The organism is Acidovorax sp. LjRoot118 (genome assembly GCF_964253575.1).
GTDB lineage: Bacteria > Pseudomonadota > Gammaproteobacteria > Burkholderiales > Burkholderiaceae_C > Acidovorax.
This window is the reverse complement of the sequence record NZ_CAXURB020000001.1, coordinates 327918-347487: the sequence shown is the minus strand read 5'-3', so window position 1 is coordinate 347487 and position 19570 is coordinate 327918. Positions and strand designations below refer to the sequence as shown.

Below are 19570 nucleotides of genomic sequence, written 5' to 3'. Positions count from 1 at the left end.
TGCGCTGATTGATTCACAAAACAATCCAGGCTTCTTCAACGCTTTCGGGTAACACCCGCAAAAGGAACAAGCCATGTCCTCCACCAGCAAGGTTCTTCTCATCGGAGCCAGCGGCACCATCGGCCAGGCCGTTCTGGTCAATCTTTCGGCACGCCACGAGGTCATCACCGTGGGCCGCACCAGCGGCACGCACCGTGCGGACTTCTCGCAATCAGGATCGGTGGCGGCCTTGTTCAAGGCGGTCGGCAAGGTGGATGCCATCGTCAGCACCGCCGGCAACCTGCACTTCGGCCCGCTGGCCGAGATGACGCCCGCGCAGTTCAACCTGGGACTGCAGGACAAGCTGCTGGGCCAGGTGCAGCTGGCGCTGCTGGGCCAGCATTACCTGAACGATGGCGGCTCGATCACGCTGACCAGTGGCATCGTGGGGATCGAGCCCATCCGCAACGGGGCCAACGCCACGGCGGTGAACGCCGCCATCGACGGCTTCGTGGCGGCTGCCGCCATCGAGCTGCCGCGCGGGCTGCGCATCAACGCCGTGAGCCCCACCATCCTGACCGAATCGGTGGGCAGCTACGGCCCCTTCTTCCCGGGCTTCGAAACCGTGCCCGCCGTGCGCGCCGCCCTGGCCTACCAGCGCAGCGTGGAAGGCGGGCAGACCGCGCGGGTGTACCGCGTGCACTGAGAGGCTGAGAACATGATGTGTGCAAAGCCCCGCTGGCCGGCCCCTGCCAGCGAGGGCTTTTTGTCGATCAGTCGAGGCTAGCGCCCGACTCCTGAACGACCTTGCCCCACTTCACACTCTCCGTCTTGATGAAGGCGGCGAACTGCTCGGGCGTTTCGCTATACGTCTCGGCGCCTTGCTCGTTGATCTTCTTCTTCACCTCGGCCTGGTTGAGCACCTTGACCAGGGCGGTGTTGAGCTTGGCGAGCACCGGCGCGGGCGTGCCGGCCGGGGCGAACATGCCGAACCACGAGGTGGCCTCGTAGCCGGGCACGCCGGCTTCGGCGATGGTGGGCACGTTGGGCAGCTCGGGCGAGCGCTTGGCGGTGGTCACGGCGATGGGCACGAGCTTGCCCGAGCGCACGTGCTGGATGGCCGAGGGCATGTTGTCGAACATGATGCCGATCTGGTTGCCCAGCAGGTCGGTCACAGCGGGGGCGCTGCCCTTGTAGGGCACGTGCACCATGTCGACCTTGGCCAGCGACTTGAACAGCTCGCCCGACAGGTGGATGGAGCTGCCGTTGCCCGACGAGCCGAAGTTCACCTTGCCGGGGTTGGCCTTGGCGTAGGCAATCAGTTCCTTCACGCTCTTGTAGGGCTGGGCCGGGTTGGCCACCAGCAGGTTGGGCACGTTGGCCACGCGCGTGAGGGGCGCAAAGTCCTTGACCGGGTCGAAGGGCATCTTCTTGTACAGGCTGGCGTTGATGGCGTGGGTGCCCACCGTGCCCATGAACAGGGTGTAGCCGTCGGCCGGGGCCTTGGCGGCCAGGGCGCCGCCGATGTTGCCGCCCGCGCCTGCGCGGTTGTCCACGACGACCGGCTGGCCCAGCTCGCTGGTCAGGGCCTGGCCGATGATGCGCGCCAGGATGTCGGTGGTGCCGCCCGCCGCAAACGGCACGACGATGGTCACGGGCTTGCTGGGGTAGGCGGCTTGTGCCAGGGCGCCGGCAGGGATCGCAGCGCCGACAGCGGCGGTGGCCAGTGCAGCCAGCAGGGTGCGGCGGGTGGAGGGAAAGCGGATGGGGTTCATGTGTCTCCTAGAACAACGGTTGCATGGAAAAGGGATAGAGGGATGGCGGCTTCACAAAGCACGCCCTGCAGATTTGCATTCAGCCGGATAACTAGGCGGGGAGCCGCAGACAGTGCTGTTGCACGGCAAGGCTCCCCAACGACGTTAGCCGGTTGAAGGCAAATCTGCGTCAGACGCCAGCGACGCCGACGGTCATGCCGCCACAGACATAGAGGACTTGCCCGGTCACAAAGCCGCTGCGCGCGTCGAGCAAATAGGACACGGCATGCGCCACGTCGTCCGGCGTGCCCACGCGCTTGACGGGCACGGATTCGATGATGGCGCGCGTGCGCGGTGCGTCGGGCGGGTTGGCGCGGTCGAACAGCTCGGTGCGGATGGGGCCGGGGCCGATGGCGTTGGCCGTGACGCCGTGGCGCCCCAGCTCCAGCGCCCACACGCGCGTCATGCCGATCAGGCCGGCCTTGGTGGCCGAGTACGCGGTGCGCAGCTCCTTGCCCAGCGCGGCGCGCGAAGACATGTTGACGATGCGCCCGAACCCCGCCTCTTTCATGCCGGGCAGCAGGGCCTGCATGCACTGCAGGCTGCAGCGCAGGTTCAGCGCCACGGCCAGATCGAACTCGTCCAGCGTCTGGTGCTCGGCATCGGCCGGCACCACCACGCCCACGTTGTTCACCAGCCGCGTGATGGGGCCGCCGGCCAGCGCCTGCTGCAGCGCGCGCGCCGTGTCGGCCGTGTTCGACAGGTCGGCCTGTATGCCGCCGGGCACGTGGTCGACCACGCGGTCGATGACCACGGGCTCGTAGCCGTCGGCCCGGCAGCGCTCGGCCGTGGCCGCGCCGATGCCGGCACCACCGCCGGTGATGAGAACGCGCTCGCGCTGGGTGCTGGGGTGGGTCATGGGGATTCTTCCTTCACAGATTCAAGGGGCGGCCAGGGTTGCGCCCAGCCAGCGGGCGCCACATGCGCCATTCGGCGCGGTGGCGGGGGCGGCGTGTTCCGGTGCTCAGGCCACGAAGGCGGCCAGCGCGGCGTCGAATTCGGCCGGGGCTTCCAGGTTGGACAGGTGCGATGCCGGCAGCTGCACCAGCTGCGCGCCGGGGATCGCGACCTGCATGGCCTGGGCGTCGGCCACGGTGGTCACGGGGTCGGCCGCGCCGGCAATCAGCAGGGTGGGCACGGCGATGCGCGCGATGCTGCTGCGCAGGTCAGCCCGGGCCAGGGCCTCGCAGCAGGCGGCATAGCCCTCGGGGGCGATGCCGGCGATCCAGCCCTGCGCCTGGCGCACCAGCGCGGGCTGCGCAGCCACAAAGGCCTCGGTGAACCAGCGGCCGGGCGACGATGCGGCCAGCTCGGCCATGGCGGCGGCGCCCTTCTCGCGCACCAGGGCGGCTCGGGCGCGCCAGCCCTCTTCGGTGCCGATCTTGGCGGCGCTGTTGGCCACCACCAGGTGGTTCAGCCGGTGGCCGGCATGCACGCCCAGCCACAGGCCGGTGAAGCCGCCCATGGAGATGCCGCAGAAGCTGGCGCGCTCGACCTGCAGGGCGTCGAGCAAGGCCAGCACATCACCGCCCAGTTGCTCGAAGCGGTAGGGGCCAGGCGGCACCACGCTGCCGCCGTGGCCGCGCGTGTCGTAGCGCACCACGCGGTGGCTGGTGGCAAGGCGCGCGGCCTGCGCGTCCCACATCTCCAGGGTGGTGCCCAGGGAGTTGGAGAGCACCAGCACGGGCGCGCCCTCGGGGCCGTCGATGGCGACGCGAAAGGCCCCGGCGGGGGTCTGCAACAAGGTAGGGGTGGGCGTGGGCACGGCCTGGCTCCCGGGGTCAGACGCGTTCGAGAATGATGGCGATGCCCTGGCCCACGCCGATGCACATGGTGCACAGCGCGTACTGGCCGGCGTGCTCGTGCAGGCGGTTGACGGCGGTGGTCACCAGGCGCGCACCGCTGGCACCCAGCGGGTGGCCCAGGGCAATGGCGCCGCCCCAGGCGTTCACACGGGCATCGTCGTCCTTCAAACCCAGGGCGCGCAGCACCGCCAAGCCCTGTGCGGCGAAGGCTTCGTTGAGCTCGATCACGTCCATGTGGTCGATGGTCAGGCCGGTTTGCGCCAGCACCTTCAGGGTGGCGGGCGTGGGGCCAAAGCCCATGATGCGCGGCGCCACGCCGGCCGTGGCCATGCCCACCACGCGGGCGCGGGGCTTGAGGCCGTACTTGCCGGCGCTGGCCTCATCGGCCAGCAGCAGGGCGCAGGCGCCGTCGTTCACGCCGCTGGCGTTGCCGGCGGTCACCGAGCCGTCAGGCCGCACCACGCCCTTGAGCTTGGCCAGCGCTTCCAGGCTGGTTTCGCGCGGATGTTCGTCGGTGTCGACCACGATGGCATCGCCCTTTTTCTGGGGGATGGTGACGGGCGTAATCTCGCGCGCCAGGTGGCCGGCCTTCTGCGCGGCCACGGCGTTGAGCTGGCTGGCCAGGGCCATGCGGTCTTGCGCCTCGCGCTCGATGCCGAACTCGGTGGCCACGTTCTCGGCCGTCTCGGGCATCGAATCCACGCCGTACTTTTCCTTCATCAGCTTGTTGATGAAGCGCCAGCCGATGGTGGTGTCGTACACCGCGTTGTTGCGGCTGAAGGCTGTCTCGGCCTTGGGCATCACGAAGGGGGCGCGGCTCATGCTCTCCACGCCGCCGGCGATCATCAGGCCCGCCTCGCCGGCCTTGATGGCGCGCGCGGCCGAGCCCACGGCGTCCAGCCCCGAACCGCACAGGCGGTTGATGGTGGCGCCGGGCACCTCGATGGGCAGGCCCGCCAGCAGGCTCGACATGTGCGCCACGTTGCGGTTGTCTTCGCCGGCCTGGTTGGCGCAGCCGTACAGCACGTCGGTCACCGCCGCCCAGTCCACGCCGGGGTTGCGCGCCATCAGCGCCTTGAGGGGGATGGCACCCAGGTCATCGGTGCGCACGCTGGACAGCGCGCCGCCGTAGCGGCCGAAGGGGGTGCGAATCGCGTCGCAGATGAAGGCTTGCTGGCTCATGGTCTTGTCTCCTGAGGATGGTTGTGAAGCGTCTATTGAAAAGGGGTCAGGCTGCGAGCAAGGGCAAGCCCACCAGGCGTTCGAGCTCGGCATGCGTGAGCCCGTCCACCGTGTCGATGACCTGCAGGCCCGCTGGCGTGCAGGCCAGTGTGCACAGATCGGTGTAGATGCGCTTGACGCAGGCGACACCGGTGAGCGGGTAGCTGCACTGCGCCACCACCTTGCTGGCGCCCTGCTTGGTCAGCAGGTCCATCATCACCCAGGTCTGCTTGGCGCCGATGGCCAGGTCCATGGCGCCGCCCACGGCGGGGATGGCGCCGGGCTCGCCCGTGCTCCAGTTGGCCAGGTCGCCCGTGGCCGAGACCTGGAAGGCGCCCAGCACACAGATGTCGAGGTGGCCGCCGCGCATCATGGCAAAGCTGTCGGCATGGTGAAAATACGCGCCGCCGGGCAGCAAGGTCACGGGCTGCTTGCCGGCGTTGATGAGGTCATAGTCTTCCGCGCCTGCAGCCGGCGCCGGGCCCATGCCCAGGATGCCGTTCTCGCTTTGCAGGATGACCTCGCGGCCCGCGGGGATGTGGTTGGCGACCAGGGTCGGCTGGCCGATGCCCAGGTTCACGTAGGCGCCGTCGTGGATGTCCTGCGCCACGCGGCGGGCCAGGTCGTCCTTGCTTCGTTTTTGGTAGCTGGTGGTGGTCATGGTGGTGTGCACTCGGTCCGCTGGGTTCAGGCTGTCTTCTTGATACCGCCGGCTTGCGTGGCAACCCGGTCGATGCGCACCACGTGCGTGACGTGGATTCCGGGCGTGACGATGGCCTCGGGGTCCAGCGCGCCCAGCTCCACCACCTCGTGCACGGTGGCGATGGTGGTCTTGGCCGCCGTTGCCATCACGGGCCCGAAGTTGCGTGCCGACATGCGGTAGGTCAGGTTGCCCCAGCGGTCGCCCTTCTCGGCCTTGATCAGCGCCACGTCGCCGTGGATGGGGTACTCCAACACGTAGTGCTTGCCATTGATCTCGCGCGTCTCCTTGCCTGCGGCCAGTTCGGTGCCATGGGCCGTGGGGCAGAAGAAGGCGCCGATGCCGGCCCCTGCGGCGCGCAGGCGCTCGGCCAGGTTGCCCTGGGGGACCAGTTCGAGTTCGAGCTTGCCGCTGCGGTACAGCTCGTCAAAAACGTAGCTGTCCACCTGGCGCGGAAAGCTGCAGATGATCTTGCGCACCTGGCCGGCCTTGAGCAACGCGGCCAGCCCATGGTCGGCATTGCCGGCGTTGTTGTTGACCACGGTGAGGTCGCGCGCGCCCTGGGCGATGAGCCCATCGATCAGCTCGCCAGGGATGCCGGCCGTGCCGAAGCCACCGATCAGCACCGTGGCGCCGTCCTTCACGCCAGCCAGCGCCTGGGCCACCGACTCTGCAATCTTGTTGATCATCGATCTGCTTTCCTGAGAATGGAGGGAAGCTGCGGCGGGTTTGTCTCACACCTGCAACTTCTTCTTGATTTTGTTCGCCTAAAGAACAAATGTTCGCTAAAAGAATTATAGTCACACCGTCCATGAACACCCAAATTGCGCCCGCCAAAGACCCCAAGCCCAGCGACAGCTACGTGCAATCCTTTGCGCGTGGGCTGGAGGTGATTCGCTCGTTCAGCGCCAGCGCGCCGCAGCAGACGCTGAGCGAGGTGGCTGCGCAAACCGGCCTCACACGCGCCGGGGCCCGCCGCATATTGCTCACGCTGCAGACACTCGGTTATGTGGAGACCGATGGCCGGCAGTTCCGCCTCACGCCGCGCATCCTGGACCTGGGGTTTGCCTACCTGTCGTCGCTGCCCATCTGGAACCTGGCCGAGCCGGTGATGGAAGACCTGGTGGAAGAGGTGCGCGAGTCGTCATCGGCCGCCGTGCTCGACGGCCTCGACATCGTCTACGTGCTGCGCGTGCCCACGCACAAGATCATGCGCACCAACCTGGGCGTGGGCTCGCGCCTGCCCGCATGCTGGACATCGATGGGCCGCATGCTGCTGGCCGCCCTGCCCGACGACGAACTGCAGGCGCGCCTCGAAGCCCACCCCCTGCAGCGCTGGACCGAGCACACCGCCACCGATGTGCCCACCCTGCTCACCCGCATCCGCCAGGCGCGCCAGCAGGGCTGGTGCCTGGTGAACCAGGAGCTGGAGGAGGGCTTGATCTCGATTGCCGCGCCGCTCACCAACCGCACCGGCCAGACCGTGGCCGCGCTCAACATCAGCGGCCAAGCCAACCGCACCAGTGCCGAGGTGATGCAGGAGGCGATGCTGCCGGCGCTGCTCAAGGCGGCCAAATTGATTTCCAGAATGATGGGCGCACCCCGGACCTGATTCGTCCGATTTGTCACGGAAACCGGCGCCACATGGGCGACGTGGTGCGTGCGGCGCGTTGGCCTGCGTCTATCGTGCGGCTCTGCCCACTCCAGAGCACGCGATGACCATGACCAAGAACCTTGCCCCTGCACCCGCGCACCGCCGCCCCTGTCAGCGCCCGCTGCTCGGCATTCTGTGCGCACTGGCCCTGCTGCCCTTGGCTGTACCCACCCAGGCCCAGCCGGAGCAAACGCAGGCGCCCGCACAGACCCCGCAGCGCTTTCGAGTGATGCCCACGCCGCAAGCTCTGACACCGGCAGAGGTGGCGCAGGTACAGGTACACGCACAGGAAGTCCTGGCGAGAATGAAAGCCGCGCAGGCGCAGACGCAACCGCAGAGACTGCTTCCACGCGTCCTCACTTGGCAGACACCCGCAGCAGCCACGCCCATCGAGCTACGCCGCCTCGACGTGCAGGCCACCATCGTCGGGCGCACGGCGGCCACGCGCATCGAGCTGGAGCTGTTCAACCCCAATGGGCGCCAGCTGGAGGCACAGCTGCAGTTCCCGCTGGCCGAGGGGCAGAGCGTGACCGGCTTTGCGCTCGACATCGACGGCGAGCTGCGGCCCGCAGTGCCTGTGGAAAAAGCCAAGGGCCGCCAGGTCTTCGAGGACATCACACGCGCCCGCGTGGACCCGGCCCTGCTCGAATCGGTGGGCGGCAACCACCACCGCCTGCGCGTCTACCCACTGCCCGCCCAGGGCAGCCGGCGCGTCGTGCTGGAGCTGAGCGAGGTGCTGCCCAACGCCGCCGCGCCCGTGTGGCGCCTGCCCGTGGGTCTGCAGGCGCCGGCCACTCGGCTCGATGTGTCGGTGCGCGTGGCGGGCGTGGCGCCGGGCGGCGTGTCGGCCCAACTGGGCACGCTGCGCATGCCGGCCCGCGCCGAGGGGGCCGACACGCACATCGCACTGGTGGGCGCGCAGCACAGCCGGGGCGAAGAGCTGCGCGTGGAGCTGCCGGCGCAGGCATCCACCTGGTTCTCCAGGCCCCAGCCCCTGGTGACCACGCAGCGCTTTGAGGGCGCCAGCTACTTTTATGCCGAGGTGCCCGTAGCAGCGCGCAGCGCCGAGCGCGCACGGCCCGAGCGCGTGGGCCTGGTGTGGGACGCCTCGGGCTCGGGCGCAGCCCGCGACCATGCGCGCGAGCTTGCGCTGCTGGACGGCTGGCTGCGCCGCCTGGGCACGGTGGAGGTGCTGCTGCAGCCCGTGCGCGACGTGGCCGGGCCGGTGGAGCGCTTCAGCGTGCAGGCCGGCAACTGGACTGCGCTGCGCGACCGGCTCAAGGGCATGGCCTACGACGGCGCCACCCAGGCCGCCGCGCTGCGCGCCCCCGATGGAGTGCAGATGGCCCTGGTCTTCAGCGACGGGCTGGGCAACTGGGGCAGCGGACCCGACGCCGCTGCCCTGCCCGCGCAACCCGTGCCGACGTATGCCGTGACCGCCAGCGCCGGCAGCAACGCAGCCGGGCTGCGCCGCATGGCCGATGCCAGCGGCGGCGGCTACCTGGACCTGCTGGCCGTGTCCACCACCCAAGCGCTCGACGCACTGGCCCAGCAGGCGCCGCGCATGGAAGTGGCCGCCAGCGAGGGGGCCGAGGATGTGGAGCTGGCCTCGGCCCTGCCTGAGCAAGGCCGCATCGCACTGGCCGGGCGCTTCACCGGGCCCGAGGCGGTGGTCACCCTGCAATGGCCGCAGCCCGGCGGCAAGAGCGAAACCCGCACGCTTCGCATCGCAGCGCCCGCAGCCGACGCCACCACCGACCCGACCCCCGGCGTGGCCGCCCACCGCTGGGCCGCGCTGCGCATGGCGCGGCTCGAATCCGAGGGCGAGCGCCAGCGCGCCGCCGTGCGCCGCCTGGGGCAGGCGTTTCGCATCGCCGGCCGCGAGACCTCGCTGATCGTGCTGGACACCGTGCAGGACTATGCACGCCACGACATCGAACCACCGCCTGCGCTGCGTGCCCGCTGGGCCCAGCTGCGCACCGACACTGCCAGCCGCGAGGCGGCCACCCGCGCCCAGCACCTGGACCGCATCGCGCGCCAGTTCGACGAGAAGCTGGCCTGGTGGGACAAGGACTTCCCCAAGGACGAGGCGCCGCCCAAGCTGAAGGAGCAGGCGCGCGGAGGTGCGGTGGGCATGTCGGCGGCACCGCCACCGCCTGCGCCTGCAGCGCTCCCCAAGCTGGAGTTCGCCCAGCAGCGCACCAGCCCGATCGCGCCCACCGGCACCCGCGGCCTGAGGCGAGAGGCAATGCCCTTCGCGCCCGGTGCAGACGCCCTGGCCGCAGCCCCTGCGCGGTCTGCTGGCGCACCACCATCAGCCTCCATCCAGCTGCGCGCCTGGCAGCCCGACGCGCCCTACCTGCGCCGCCTGCGCGCGGCCAGCTTGGTGCACGACCTGGAGGCCATCTACCTCGACGAGCGGCCCTCACACACCAACAGCACGGCCTTCTTCCTCGACGTGGCCGACCTGCTGTACGAGCGCGGCCATAGTGCCCTCGCGCGCCGAGTGCTGTCGAACCTGGCGGAGATGGAGCTGGAAAACCGCCATGTGCTGCGCATCCTGGCCTACCGCCTGCTGCAGGCGGGCGACACCGCCGTGGCCCTGCCCGTGCTGCGCAGCGTGCTGGCGCTGGCGCCCGACGAGCCCCAGTCCTGGCGCGACCTGGGCCTGGCCCTGGCCAAGGCGGGGCAGCCCCAGGCGGCGGTGGACCAGCTGTGGCAGGTGGTGGCCAAACCCTGGGCCGGGCGCTTCCCCGGCGTGGAGCTGATCGCGCTGGCCGAGCTCAACGCCATCGCCGCGCAGGCCCAGGCCGCAGGCCAGCCGGTGAACACCAGCGCCGTGGACCCGCGACTGCTGCGCAACCTGCCGCTGGACCTGCGCGCCGTGCTGTCATGGGATGCAGACAACACCGACATCGACCTGCACGTGCTGGACCCCAATGGCGAAGAGGCCTACTACGCCCACCGCCTCACCTACCAGGGCGGGCGCATGTCGGCCGACTTCACCGGCGGCTACGGCCCCGAGGAGTTTTCACTGAAAAATGCCAAGCCCGGCACCTACACCGTGCGCGCCCGCTTCTACGGCCACCGCCAGCAGGTGGTGGCCCCGGCCACCACGCTGATGCTGCGCCTGAGCACCGGCTTCGGCACCCCCGCGCAGAAGGACGAGGACGTGGTGCTGCGGCTGACGGGCCAGGGGGATATGGTGACGGTGGGGAGTTTCACGATCGGGCCGCGGCCGTGAGGGGCAGGCACGGCGCTGCTGGCGCCACAGGGGGCTGAGTGCACTCCATGCTTTCAGCCCGGTCCCTCACCACCGGATAGTCTCGGAAAGACCTCCACACCGATCAATACACCCAGCTGGGCTGCGAGCAACGCAGTTTCCGGCCGCATGCTGCTTCCAATGTTGGCACCCCCATGCAACTGGGCAACGACATGCAACTCGCCTCCACCCAGCTTCAGGCGATCCAGAAAGGCACTGCGCTCTTGCAACCACACAAGCACATCGTGAACCTCACCAAAGAAGTCCCTCTCCCCTTTTGTCCAGGTCACGGAGCACCACATGGAGGCAGGATATTTTTCGAGTTCGCCAAGCTCGCGTGAATAGTCAGGCGCCCTGTCCAAGGCTGCACTGATTTCTTCCACTGGCAACTGAGATTGGTTGACCCAGACTCTGATGCTGTAAGCGTATTGGCTTTCGTCGGACGACAATCCCTTTTCACCCTCACCCATCGCTGTGCTCCTCACTGTTTTTTTTGGACAGCAATCGTGTCCACCCGCCATCAGCCGTGCTTCATGAAAACTCGCGCTCATGCTGCCCTATGGCCTCCTCCAGCGAGTCGAACCATGTGCAGCGTTCATGCGGCGGAACTTCGATGAAGAGTTCAGCAAATTGCCTTGCAAACCCCTCGTTCGGATTCACCCCCAGGGGCCGCCGGAAAAAATCCGCGCTCTGAACGGCAAATTGGCCAGTTTTCAGATCACGCAGGCAGGAATACCGGACAGCCGACGCATTGTCCACAGCCTTCCAGATCATGATTTCCATATATAGATCGCCCATGCCCTACCCCGTTGAACGCAACGCAACGATTGTGGCGGTCACGGAGGCCTTTCGCCCCCCGCCACCTGGGCCCGGACGCGGGTGGCCAACAAAAAGCCATGCGCCCGCCGCTGGCGGACGCATGGCGCCGAGCGAAGGGAGCGGGCCGCGCCTCAGCTACGGCGCCGAAATCCCAGCACCAGCACCACCGCGCCCAGCGCCATGGCGCCCACGCTCAGCCACTGGGGCACGTTGACGGACTCTTTCTCCTGCACCTTGAGCTCCAGCGGGCCGAGCTTGGCCTGGGTGGTTTCCTTGGTGAAGCTGAAGCCGCCGGTGAAGAAGCCGGCCAGGCCGACGACGAGCAGCAGGGCTCCGATGATGCGCATTGCGTTGTTGTTCATGGCAGTTTCCTTTGATGGATGGTGGTGACTTGAATTGTTCTGGGATGTACCGTGCGGTGACAAGCTGTGTCTCCTGCGGCTCAAATGTAGGTGCGCCCCCCGGGCAACTGCGTAGGACAGATTCGCCCCGCCCTGTGCAGCAAATTCGCCAGCCAGGACACCGATACCGCGCCGGGCGCCCTGGGCCGCATACCCCCGCGCCCCACCCCGGCACACCGTGCGTGCTACGCTGCTGCCCCATCATGTTCAACCCGTCCCAAGCCGACGTGCGCCGCTTTCTCTGCGGCGTGCACGCCAAGTCCCAGAGCGGCGCCCCCATGGAGGCCATCGAGACGCTGGCCAGCCTGTGGATCGCCGAGCACCCCGAGTACCACGCCGATTTCTCCGATGCCGAGGCCGCCGTGGCCCGCAACTACGACGAGACGCCGGACCGCACCAACCCCTTTCTGCACCTGTCGATGCACCTGTCGATCAGCGAGCAGTGCAGCATCGACCAGCCGCGCGGCATCCGCCAGGCGGTGGAGCTGCTGGCCAAGCGCCTCGATTCGCTGCACGATGCCCACCACGCCACCATGGAGTGCCTGGGCCAGATGCTGTGGGAGAGCCAGCGCTCTGGCCGCCCGCCCGATGGCGATGCCTACATCGCCGCCGTGCAACGCAGAGCCACCCGAGACTGAGACTGAATCGCCCATCAAAAAAGCCCGCAGCTGCGGGCTTCTTGCTTTGAGGGCTGGCCCGGCAAAGGGCCTGCACATCAACGGAAGGGCGATTGGCGCACCGTGTGCAGGTCGCCTTCCAGGCTGCCCAGGTAACCGGCCAGTGCCTTCAGTTCGTTGTTGGTGAACTGCTTGGCCACGCCGGCCATGATGGCGTTGTTGCGGCCCAGGTTGGGGTTCTTCTCGGCCTTGTACGACTTGAGCGCCACGAACAGGTAGTCGGCGTGCTGGCCGGCGATGTGCGGGTACGAGGGGTCGATGGGCTTGGCGAAGTTGTCGCCGTGGCAGGACACGCAGGCGCCCTTCTTGAGCAGCTCGGCCACCTGCACGCTGGGCTCGCGCTTGGGCTTGGCGGGCAGCTCGGCGGCGCCGGCCTTGCCGTGCTGCGCGTAGTAGGCCGACACGTCGGCGATGTCCTGGTCGGACAGCGAATCGGCAATGCCGCGCATGGTGGGGTGCTTGCGGTCGCCCTTGCGGTAGGCATCAAGCGCTGCGGAGATGTAGGCACCGCTCTGGCCCGAGATCATGGGCACCTTGTGGATTTCAGGAAAGCTGGCCTGGTAGCCCACAATGCCATGGCAGCCGATGCACATGGCGATCTTCTTTTCCCCCGCTTTCACATCGCCCTTGACTTCCTGAGCGTGGGAGAAGGCGGTCACGGAAGCGACAGCCAGGGCAAATATCGTGGTCAACGTCTTGTTCATTTTGCGCGCACAATCTCGTGGAAGTTCAGCCTGAGGGCTCTGCTTAACCGGGCAATTATAGCCAGCGCCTGTCAAGCCCATTCATCAACGATCCGGTGTTTTCCCTGCCATGAAATTCCAAGGTTCCCAGAACTACGTTGCGACCCAAGACCTGATGCTGGCCGTGAACGCTGCCATCACCCTGCAACGCCCGCTGCTCATCAAGGGCGAGCCGGGCACCGGCAAGACCATGCTGGCCGAGGAAGTGGCCCAGGCGCTGGGCATGCCGCTGCTGCAATGGCACATCAAGTCCACCACCAAGGCGCAGCAGGGCCTGTACGAGTACGACGCGGTGAGCCGCCTGCGCGACAGCCAGCTCAACGATGGCGACAGCAGCCAGCGCGTGAAGGACATCCGCAACTACATCATCCAGGGCGTGCTGTGGCAGGCCTTCACGGCCGACCGGCCCGTGGCGCTGTTGATCGACGAGATCGACAAGGCCGACATCGAGTTCCCGAACGACCTGCTGCGCGAAATCGACCGCATGGAGTTCTACTGCTACGAGACGCGCGAGCTCATCAAGGCCAAGCACCGCCCGCTGGTGTTCATCACCTCCAACAACGAAAAAGAGCTGCCCGACGCGTTTTTGCGCCGCTGCTTCTTTCACTTCATCAAGTTCCCTGAAGCCGACACCATGCGCCAGATCGTGGCGGTGCACTTCCCCACGCTCAAGGCCGACCTGCTCAGCGTGGCGATGAAGACCTTCTACGACGTGCGCAACCTGCCGGGCCTGAAGAAGAAGCCCTCCACCAGCGAACTGCTCGACTGGCTCAAGCTGCTGGTGGCCGAAGACATTCCGCTATCAGCCCTGCAAAGCGCCGACAACAAGGTGGCCGTGCCCCCGCTGGTGGGCGCGCTGCTCAAGAACGAGCAGGACGTGAGCCTGTTCGAAAAGCTGGTGTTCATGAACCAGAGGAACCGCTGAAAAACTGTTGACCCCACGCCGCGCCGCCCTGGGGCGGCGCGGCGGCGGGCCGTACCGCGGATCTCCACACGAACCACTCACCCACCCATGACCCAAGCAAACACCCCCTCGCTGATCGACGGCGTAGCCGACGCCATCGGCTTTCTCGGCGGCGCGCTGGCCGGCTTCTGGCTGGGCCAGTGGATGGGCCTGGACATCTTTGCACCCGGCTACGGCGCCACCACGCTGGGCGGCATTGCCCTGGTGAGTGTGGGCGGCGGCCTGGGCCTGCACGCCGCACGGCGCTGGCAGCTGCAACGCCGGCAAAAGCAGGCTGCTGCTGCAGCAGCACAACCCCCCAAGGAATAGGCCGCATGTCGATGTTGTTCGTGCAACCCGTCACCCTGCGCGACAAGGGCCTGCGCCTGGAGCCTCTGGCCCTGCACCATGAAGCCGGCCTGCAAGCCGCCGCAGCCGACGGCCAGCTGTGGACCTTGCGCGTGACCTCGGTGCCCGAGCCGCAGGACACGCGCGCCTACATCGAGACGGCCCTGGCCACGCGCGACCGCTTTGCGTTTGCCGTGGTCGACGATGCCAGCGGCACCGTGCTGGGCAGCACCAGCTACCACGACATTTTGCCCGCCGTGAAGCGCGTGGAGATCGGCTACACCTGGTACCGCCAGAGCGTGCAGCGCAGCCACGTCAACACCACCTGCAAGCTGTTGATGCTGGGCCACGCCTTCGACACCCTGGGCTGCAACGTGGTGGGCTGGCGCACCGACAACTACAACTTCGCATCGCAGCGCGCCATAGAGCGCCTGGGCGCGCACAAGGACGGCGTGCTGCGCGGCCACGCGCTGCGCCGCGACGGCACCATCCGCGACACGGTGATGTACAGCATGCGCGCCGGCGAATGGCCCGAGGCCCGCGCCCAACTCATCTACCTGCGCGCGCGCCGCGACACCGCGGCCTGACACCGCCCGACGACGACCCTGCTGCCCGAGGAGGCACCCCACCATGCTCATCGACTTTTTCTACACCCTGCGCGCGGCCAAGCTGCCCGTGTCGGTCAAGGAATACCTCACCCTGCTGGAGGCGCTGGAAGCCGGCGTGGTGGGCCCGCGCTCCGACGACTCGTGGAGCCTGGACGATTTTTACAACCTCTCGCGCCTGACCCTGGTCAAGGACGAGAAGCACTACGACAAGTTCGACCGTGCCTTCGGCGCCTACTTCAAGGGCGTGGAAATGCTGGCCGACTTCACCAAGGAAGTGCCCGCCGACTGGCTGCGCAAGATCCTGGAAAACGAGCTGACCCCCGAGCAAAAGGCCGCCATCGAGAAGATGGGCTGGGACGAGCTGATGGAGACGCTGAAAAAGCGCCTCGAAGAGCAGAAAGAGCGCCACGAGGGCGGCAGCAAGTGGATCGGCACGGGCGGCACCAGCCCCTTTGGCCACGGCGGCTACAACCCGCAGGGCGTGCGCATTGGCGGCGCCGGCAAGAACAAAAGCGCCGTGAAAGTGTGGGAGCAGCGCGCCTACAAGGACTACGACGACCAGCAGGAGCTGGGCACCCGCAACATCAAGGTCGCCCTGCGCCGCTTGCGCAAGTTTGCGCGCGAAGGCAACGAGCTGGAACTGGACCTGCCCGACACCATCCGCAGCACCGCGGCCAACGCCGGCTACCTGGACATCAAGATGGTGCCCGAGCGCCACAACAACGTGAAGGTGCTGCTGCTGATGGACGTGGGCGGCACCATGGACGAACACATCCAGCGCGTGGAAGAACTGTTCAGCGCTGTGAAGACGGAGTTCAAGCACCTGGAGTTCTATTACTTCCACAACTGCGTCTACGACTTCATGTGGAAGAACAACCGCCGCCGCTTTGCCGAGAAGTTCCCCACCTGGGACATCATCCGCAAGTACAACAAGGACTACAAACTCATCTTCGTGGGCGACGCCACCATGAGCCCCTATGAGATTTTGCAGCCCGGCGGCAGCGTGGAGTACAACAACGAAGAACCGGGTGCCGAGTGGATCCAGCGCCTGACCCACGCCTTCCCCAAGTTCGCGTGGATCAACCCAGAGCCCCAGGGCGTGTGGCAGTACCGCCAGAGCATCAGCATCGTGCAGCAGCTGATCGGGAATCGGATGTTTCCGTTGTCGTTGAAGGGGTTGGAAGAGACGATGCGGTTGTTGTCGAAGTGAGGGGTGGGGGGGCTATAGTGCTTTGACACGTGCTTGCCCAAGGGGTCTCGTGGGCGACCTAAATCTCCCTCGCCATTCTCAAAAATACTATGGAAAAACGCTACCAAGTCTTTATCAGCTCGACCTTCGCCGATCTACAAGAAGAGAGGCAAGAGGTGATGCAAGCGCTCCTGGAACTTGACTGTATTCCTGCAGGCATGGAGCTTTTCCCGGCAGCTAATGAAGACCAGTGGACACTTATCAAAAAGGTGATAGACGACTGTGACTATTACATGGTCATCGCGGCTGGTCGTTATGGTTCAATTGGACCTGGAGGGTTGAGCTATACCGAGATGGAGTATCGATACGCGGTTGATTCAGGAAAACCTGTAATTGGCTTCGTGCACCGCAACCCTGGAAGCTTAGCAGCGGACCGCTGCGAAAGTACTGACGAAGGTAAGGCCAAGTTAGCTACATTTCGGGAATTGATCCAAGCGAAAATGTGTCGCTTCTGGGAAAGTCCGGCTGACTTAGGAAGTCAAGTAAGTCGTAGTCTTGTCAAGCTCATCAAAACCCACCCCGGCATTGGCTGGGTACGAGGTGACATGGTCCCCGAACAAGGCGCGACAGAAGAAATACTAAAACTGAGAAAGCGAATTGAGGAGCTTGAGGCAGAGGCCCAGGCGACGCGCGTTACCGGCCCCGCTGGTTCAGAAATCCTTGCGCAAGGGGAGGATGACTATAACCTTCAATTCTCATTTGTGGCGTCTCCTAACGAATATCGCCGCTACGGCACGAATTACCGCCATAACGCGAACCTCACGTGGGATGAAATATTTGCATCGATTTCTCCACTGCTGATTAGTGAAGCTTCAGAGGAGCAATTGCAAGAAGGGTTGAACGTCCTTGCACGCGACAGTGCGATCCAAGAACTTCGTCAGAAAAAGGACTTAAAGGATCAACACCTAATGGATTTCGAGGTGTTTCGCGATGACTTTCAAACGGTCAAAGTCCAACTGCGCGCTTTGGGCCTGATTGCAAAGAGCATGAAAAGCCGGAGCGTCAAGGACAACAACACCTATTGGGCTCTCACACCGTACGGCGACACCGTTATGACTAAGCTTCGTGCTATTCGGCGAGGATCGGAGGCTATCGGAACGAAGGCTGCTGAAGAAACGCCTACCACTTCGAAGAGTGAAGTTTAGGTGAGACGTGTCCGTAGCTAGCTGTTCTGGGCAACATGGGGATCACCATCAATCACTGATACTGTTATGGCGCAGCCATCCTCAGCACAGGATGAGCTCGAGGTGCTCCTCCACCGGCATATGCGGAAAACAAAACGTGATCCCCGATCGCCAGCTTGGGCAGCGGACCAAAGACGCTATCCATGTGAAAAAATACTTGCTTGCCTTCTGAGGTGATGAAACCCCAGGCACCATATTCGACCCGGCTCACTAAACCTTCTACCCGCTGCGAAACGGTGTAGCAGAGCGCCCCACAGCGAGCGACAAGCTCGTCTGCAGTTGGGCGTGCGGACGGATCTTTCTGCATACAGGCGTATGCCATTTCAAGCAGTTCGCTCGCCAAGGGCGAGAACTGAGGATTCTGCAGCACGAAGGACGGAGGTTCTGGCCTCGTTGCCTCCATGATTTTTTGCACGGCCCGAAGGCCCGTCCCGAATGGCTGCGCTCCGGTTTGCAAATGAAAAATCATTGCGCCCAGTGACCAGACGTCCGCTGCCCTTGTGACTGATTTTGGGGTATCGATAGCTTCTGGAGCCATGTAAGGCAATGCACCAACCGCCGTCTGCGAAGTCGAGAGCGTTTGCTCACCGCCCTCAGCCGCTTCTACAAGTTCATCTTCGGCCATCTTCGCAATCCCAAAATCAGTAATTTTGATTTCGGAGGCCGAATATCCACCAATCATCATTACGTTTGTCGGCTTCAAGTCGCGATGGATGACACCTGCATGGTGCGCGGCGGCTAGGCCCTTGGCCATGTGGTGGAATATTTTGGCGACCAGATAGGGGTCGAGAAATGAAGTCTTCCGCAGCAATGCTTTGCTAAGGTCAGCCCCGTTTATAAACTCCTCAATCAAGTAGCGCTTATCGCCTTCTCGAACATAGTCCAGCGTTTTGGCGACATTGGGATGATTGACCTTTGCGGCGACCACCGCGCTGCGCCGAAACCGTTTGGTGGCAGAGTTATTTTTGGGTGTTTTTAATGCGACCACTCGATCGGCGAGCTTGTCCTTAGCTGCGTAGACAAATTGCATCCCCCCTTCGTCGATATAGCTCTCGATCTCATATCGATTGCCGATCACATCGCCCACATTCAGTGGTCCAGTCATAAAACGATCTCCGGGTGCGAGATATCGAAAGTGATGAATCGACGTTCAATTGCTCGTCGATTTGGCGCGCCAAGTGCAATCACACATGCACCTGGCAGAACAGCCCCCGTGGTCACGGGCTGATAGTTGATCTGCACCTCTCCTGATACGCTGACCACAACGAACGAAAGACCGTTGTACTGAATTTCAATCGAACCGATCGTTCCTAGGGCGAGCTTGACAGAACGGTTGGCAGCGCTGATTACGGACGCTCGCGAATTGTGGACAAGCAAAGCACGGTGCTGGTCAAAAAGGATGTGGCGTCCCAACGCATCACGGATTTCGCGCATAGCAGGGCGAAATGTCGCAATAGGGTGCATGCAGGAGTTTAGAAGCTCGGCGAACTCAAGGGCTGTCCCCGCCGGCAAAAGGTGGGAATAGCCCGTCAAAGCTGTTCTCGGCGGCTGTTCAAGCAATTCAGCCGGGAGTCCACCAGTTGCGAGAAAAATAGCCGTCGCTCCGAAAGCGTAAGTATCGACTGCGTTGGTGAATGCAAAAGGCCGATCGTAGAGCTCAGGTGCGGCAAAACCCCGTGTTCCAACGAATCCCTGCGTCATGGCACCCGGCCCATCGTCTCGAGCCAGTCCAAAATCGAAGATTTTGATGACCTGCTCTGGGTCTGTCTTCATGTTATTCGGCTTAATATCTCGATGAATAACTCCGAGCTCATGGATATCTGTAAGCCCAGACGCAATCTGCCAAAGCTGCTTGTAATAAGCTGTCAATGATACGGGTGGAGCATAGGACTCAAAAAGGTCCTGCCCGTTTATAAACTCTTGAACGAGGCCTATTTCATTGGCAGAAGATCGAAGCACATCATAGACCTGCACGACGTGTTTGGAACGCAGCTTCAACAGAGCAGCGACTTCGTCAGCCATCCTATGCCTGTGAGCAGCGCTGCTGACAAACTTAATTGCAACTGAACGCTCGAGAACTGTATCTGTGCAGACGATGACACTACCCATGCCTCCCGCCATATGATGGCCGACGGGAATGTAGCGAGGAGGCAAGGCGCTCAT

The 19570-nt window shown here is 64.8% G+C and carries 21 protein-coding genes; 9 read left to right on the top strand and 12 right to left on the bottom strand.

Annotation, left to right across the window (positions count from 1 at the left end):
- Positions 1-73 precede the first annotated feature (73 nt).
- A complete protein-coding gene (locus ACSQ9E_RS01675; RefSeq protein ID WP_436216717.1) occupies positions 74-685 on the top strand; it encodes a short chain dehydrogenase in 612 nt (203 codons plus the stop codon).
- 67 nt (positions 686-752) lie between these two features.
- Here ACSQ9E_RS01675 and ACSQ9E_RS01670 read toward each other — a convergent pair whose 3' ends face one another.
- From ACSQ9E_RS01670 to ACSQ9E_RS01645, 6 genes are all read right to left on the bottom strand, one after another.
- The gene (locus tag ACSQ9E_RS01670; protein ID WP_436216716.1) at positions 753-1754 is read right to left on the bottom strand and encodes a Bug family tripartite tricarboxylate transporter substrate binding protein; all 1002 of its coding nucleotides are present in this window, start codon (positions 1752-1754) and stop codon (positions 753-755) included.
- A gap of 169 nt (positions 1755-1923) precedes the next feature.
- Positions 1924-2652: an SDR family oxidoreductase gene (locus ACSQ9E_RS01665; protein WP_322596167.1), complete on the bottom strand. Its 729-nt coding sequence runs from the start codon at positions 2650-2652 to the stop codon at positions 1924-1926.
- A 105-nt stretch (positions 2653-2757) separates the two neighbouring features.
- Positions 2758-3558 (bottom strand): 3-oxoadipate enol-lactonase, encoded by an 801-nt coding sequence (gene pcaD, locus ACSQ9E_RS01660; protein ID WP_436216715.1) that lies wholly within the window; start codon positions 3556-3558, stop codon positions 2758-2760.
- Between the two features lie 16 nt (positions 3559-3574).
- A complete protein-coding gene (pcaF, locus tag ACSQ9E_RS01655) occupies positions 3575-4780 on the bottom strand; it encodes a 3-oxoadipyl-CoA thiolase (RefSeq protein WP_436216714.1) in 1206 nt (401 codons plus the stop codon).
- Positions 4781-4826: 46 nt separating this feature from the next.
- Positions 4827-5480 (bottom strand): 3-oxoacid CoA-transferase subunit B, encoded by a 654-nt coding sequence (locus tag ACSQ9E_RS01650; RefSeq protein ID WP_436216713.1) that lies wholly within the window; start codon positions 5478-5480, stop codon positions 4827-4829.
- Between the two features lie 26 nt (positions 5481-5506).
- On the bottom strand, positions 5507-6208 hold the full coding sequence (locus tag ACSQ9E_RS01645; RefSeq protein ID WP_436216712.1) for a 3-oxoacid CoA-transferase subunit A: 702 nt from the start codon (positions 6206-6208) through the stop codon (positions 5507-5509).
- A gap of 122 nt (positions 6209-6330) precedes the next feature.
- Between ACSQ9E_RS01645 and ACSQ9E_RS01640 the strand changes: the two genes are divergently transcribed.
- Both ACSQ9E_RS01640 and ACSQ9E_RS01635 read left to right on the top strand, forming a co-directional pair.
- Positions 6331-7131: an IclR family transcriptional regulator gene (locus ACSQ9E_RS01640; RefSeq protein ID WP_436216711.1), complete on the top strand. Its 801-nt coding sequence runs from the start codon at positions 6331-6333 to the stop codon at positions 7129-7131.
- A 109-nt stretch (positions 7132-7240) separates the two neighbouring features.
- Positions 7241-10417, top strand: a complete 3177-nt coding sequence (locus ACSQ9E_RS01635) for a VIT domain-containing protein (RefSeq protein WP_436216710.1) — start codon at positions 7241-7243, stop codon at positions 10415-10417.
- Between the two features lie 53 nt (positions 10418-10470).
- Here ACSQ9E_RS01635 and ACSQ9E_RS01630 read toward each other — a convergent pair whose 3' ends face one another.
- The 3 genes from ACSQ9E_RS01630 to ACSQ9E_RS01620 all read right to left on the bottom strand — a co-directional run bounded on the left by ACSQ9E_RS01630 (position 10471) and on the right by ACSQ9E_RS01620 (position 11616).
- The gene (locus ACSQ9E_RS01630; RefSeq protein WP_436216709.1) at positions 10471-10986 is read right to left on the bottom strand and encodes a hypothetical protein; all 516 of its coding nucleotides are present in this window, start codon (positions 10984-10986) and stop codon (positions 10471-10473) included.
- On the bottom strand, positions 10967-11218 hold the full coding sequence (locus ACSQ9E_RS01625; protein ID WP_436216708.1) for a hypothetical protein: 252 nt from the start codon (positions 11216-11218) through the stop codon (positions 10967-10969). The genes ACSQ9E_RS01630 and ACSQ9E_RS01625 overlap by 20 nt, the downstream gene beginning before the upstream one ends.
- Before the next feature lie 167 nt (positions 11219-11385).
- Complete coding sequence (locus ACSQ9E_RS01620; protein WP_436216707.1) at positions 11386-11616, bottom strand: hypothetical protein; 231 nt, start codon at positions 11614-11616, stop codon at positions 11386-11388.
- Between the two features lie 242 nt (positions 11617-11858).
- Between ACSQ9E_RS01620 and ACSQ9E_RS01615 the strand changes: the two genes are divergently transcribed.
- Positions 11859-12293: a DUF1841 family protein gene (locus ACSQ9E_RS01615; protein ID WP_322596172.1), complete on the top strand. Its 435-nt coding sequence runs from the start codon at positions 11859-11861 to the stop codon at positions 12291-12293.
- Between the two features lie 77 nt (positions 12294-12370).
- Here the strand turns inward: ACSQ9E_RS01615 and ACSQ9E_RS01610 are convergent, their stop codons facing one another.
- The gene (locus ACSQ9E_RS01610; RefSeq protein WP_436216706.1) at positions 12371-13036 is read right to left on the bottom strand and encodes a c-type cytochrome; all 666 of its coding nucleotides are present in this window, start codon (positions 13034-13036) and stop codon (positions 12371-12373) included.
- 109 nt (positions 13037-13145) lie between these two features.
- Here ACSQ9E_RS01610 and ACSQ9E_RS01605 point away from each other — a divergent pair, with 109 nt between their 5' ends.
- The 5 genes from ACSQ9E_RS01605 (at position 13146) to ACSQ9E_RS01585 (ending at position 17368) form a co-directional block, all read left to right on the top strand.
- Entirely contained in the window at positions 13146-14000 is an 855-nt protein-coding gene (locus ACSQ9E_RS01605) for an AAA family ATPase (RefSeq protein ID WP_057201805.1), read from the top strand.
- Positions 14001-14087: 87 nt separating this feature from the next.
- Positions 14088-14348, top strand: a complete 261-nt coding sequence (locus ACSQ9E_RS01600) for a hypothetical protein (RefSeq protein ID WP_436216705.1) — start codon at positions 14088-14090, stop codon at positions 14346-14348.
- Positions 14349-14359: 11 nt separating this feature from the next.
- Positions 14360-14953, top strand: coding sequence for a GNAT family N-acetyltransferase (locus ACSQ9E_RS01595; protein ID WP_436220171.1), 594 nt, complete (start codon positions 14360-14362; stop codon positions 14951-14953).
- 43 nt (positions 14954-14996) lie between these two features.
- On the top strand, positions 14997-16184 hold the full coding sequence (locus ACSQ9E_RS01590; protein ID WP_436216704.1) for a vWA domain-containing protein: 1188 nt from the start codon (positions 14997-14999) through the stop codon (positions 16182-16184).
- Positions 16185-16273: 89 nt separating this feature from the next.
- On the top strand, positions 16274-17368 hold the full coding sequence (locus tag ACSQ9E_RS01585; protein WP_436216703.1) for a DUF4062 domain-containing protein: 1095 nt from the start codon (positions 16274-16276) through the stop codon (positions 17366-17368).
- Between the two features lie 64 nt (positions 17369-17432).
- On the opposite strand, the gene ACSQ9E_RS01580 is transcribed toward ACSQ9E_RS01585, so the two are convergent.
- On the bottom strand, positions 17433-18512 hold the full coding sequence (locus ACSQ9E_RS01580; RefSeq protein WP_436216702.1) for a protein kinase domain-containing protein: 1080 nt from the start codon (positions 18510-18512) through the stop codon (positions 17433-17435).
- Positions 18509-19570 carry a serine/threonine-protein kinase gene (locus tag ACSQ9E_RS01575; RefSeq protein ID WP_436216701.1) on the bottom strand — a complete coding sequence of 354 codons (1062 nt, stop codon included), beginning with the start codon at positions 19568-19570 and terminating at the stop codon, positions 18509-18511. The genes ACSQ9E_RS01580 and ACSQ9E_RS01575 overlap by 4 nt, the downstream gene beginning before the upstream one ends.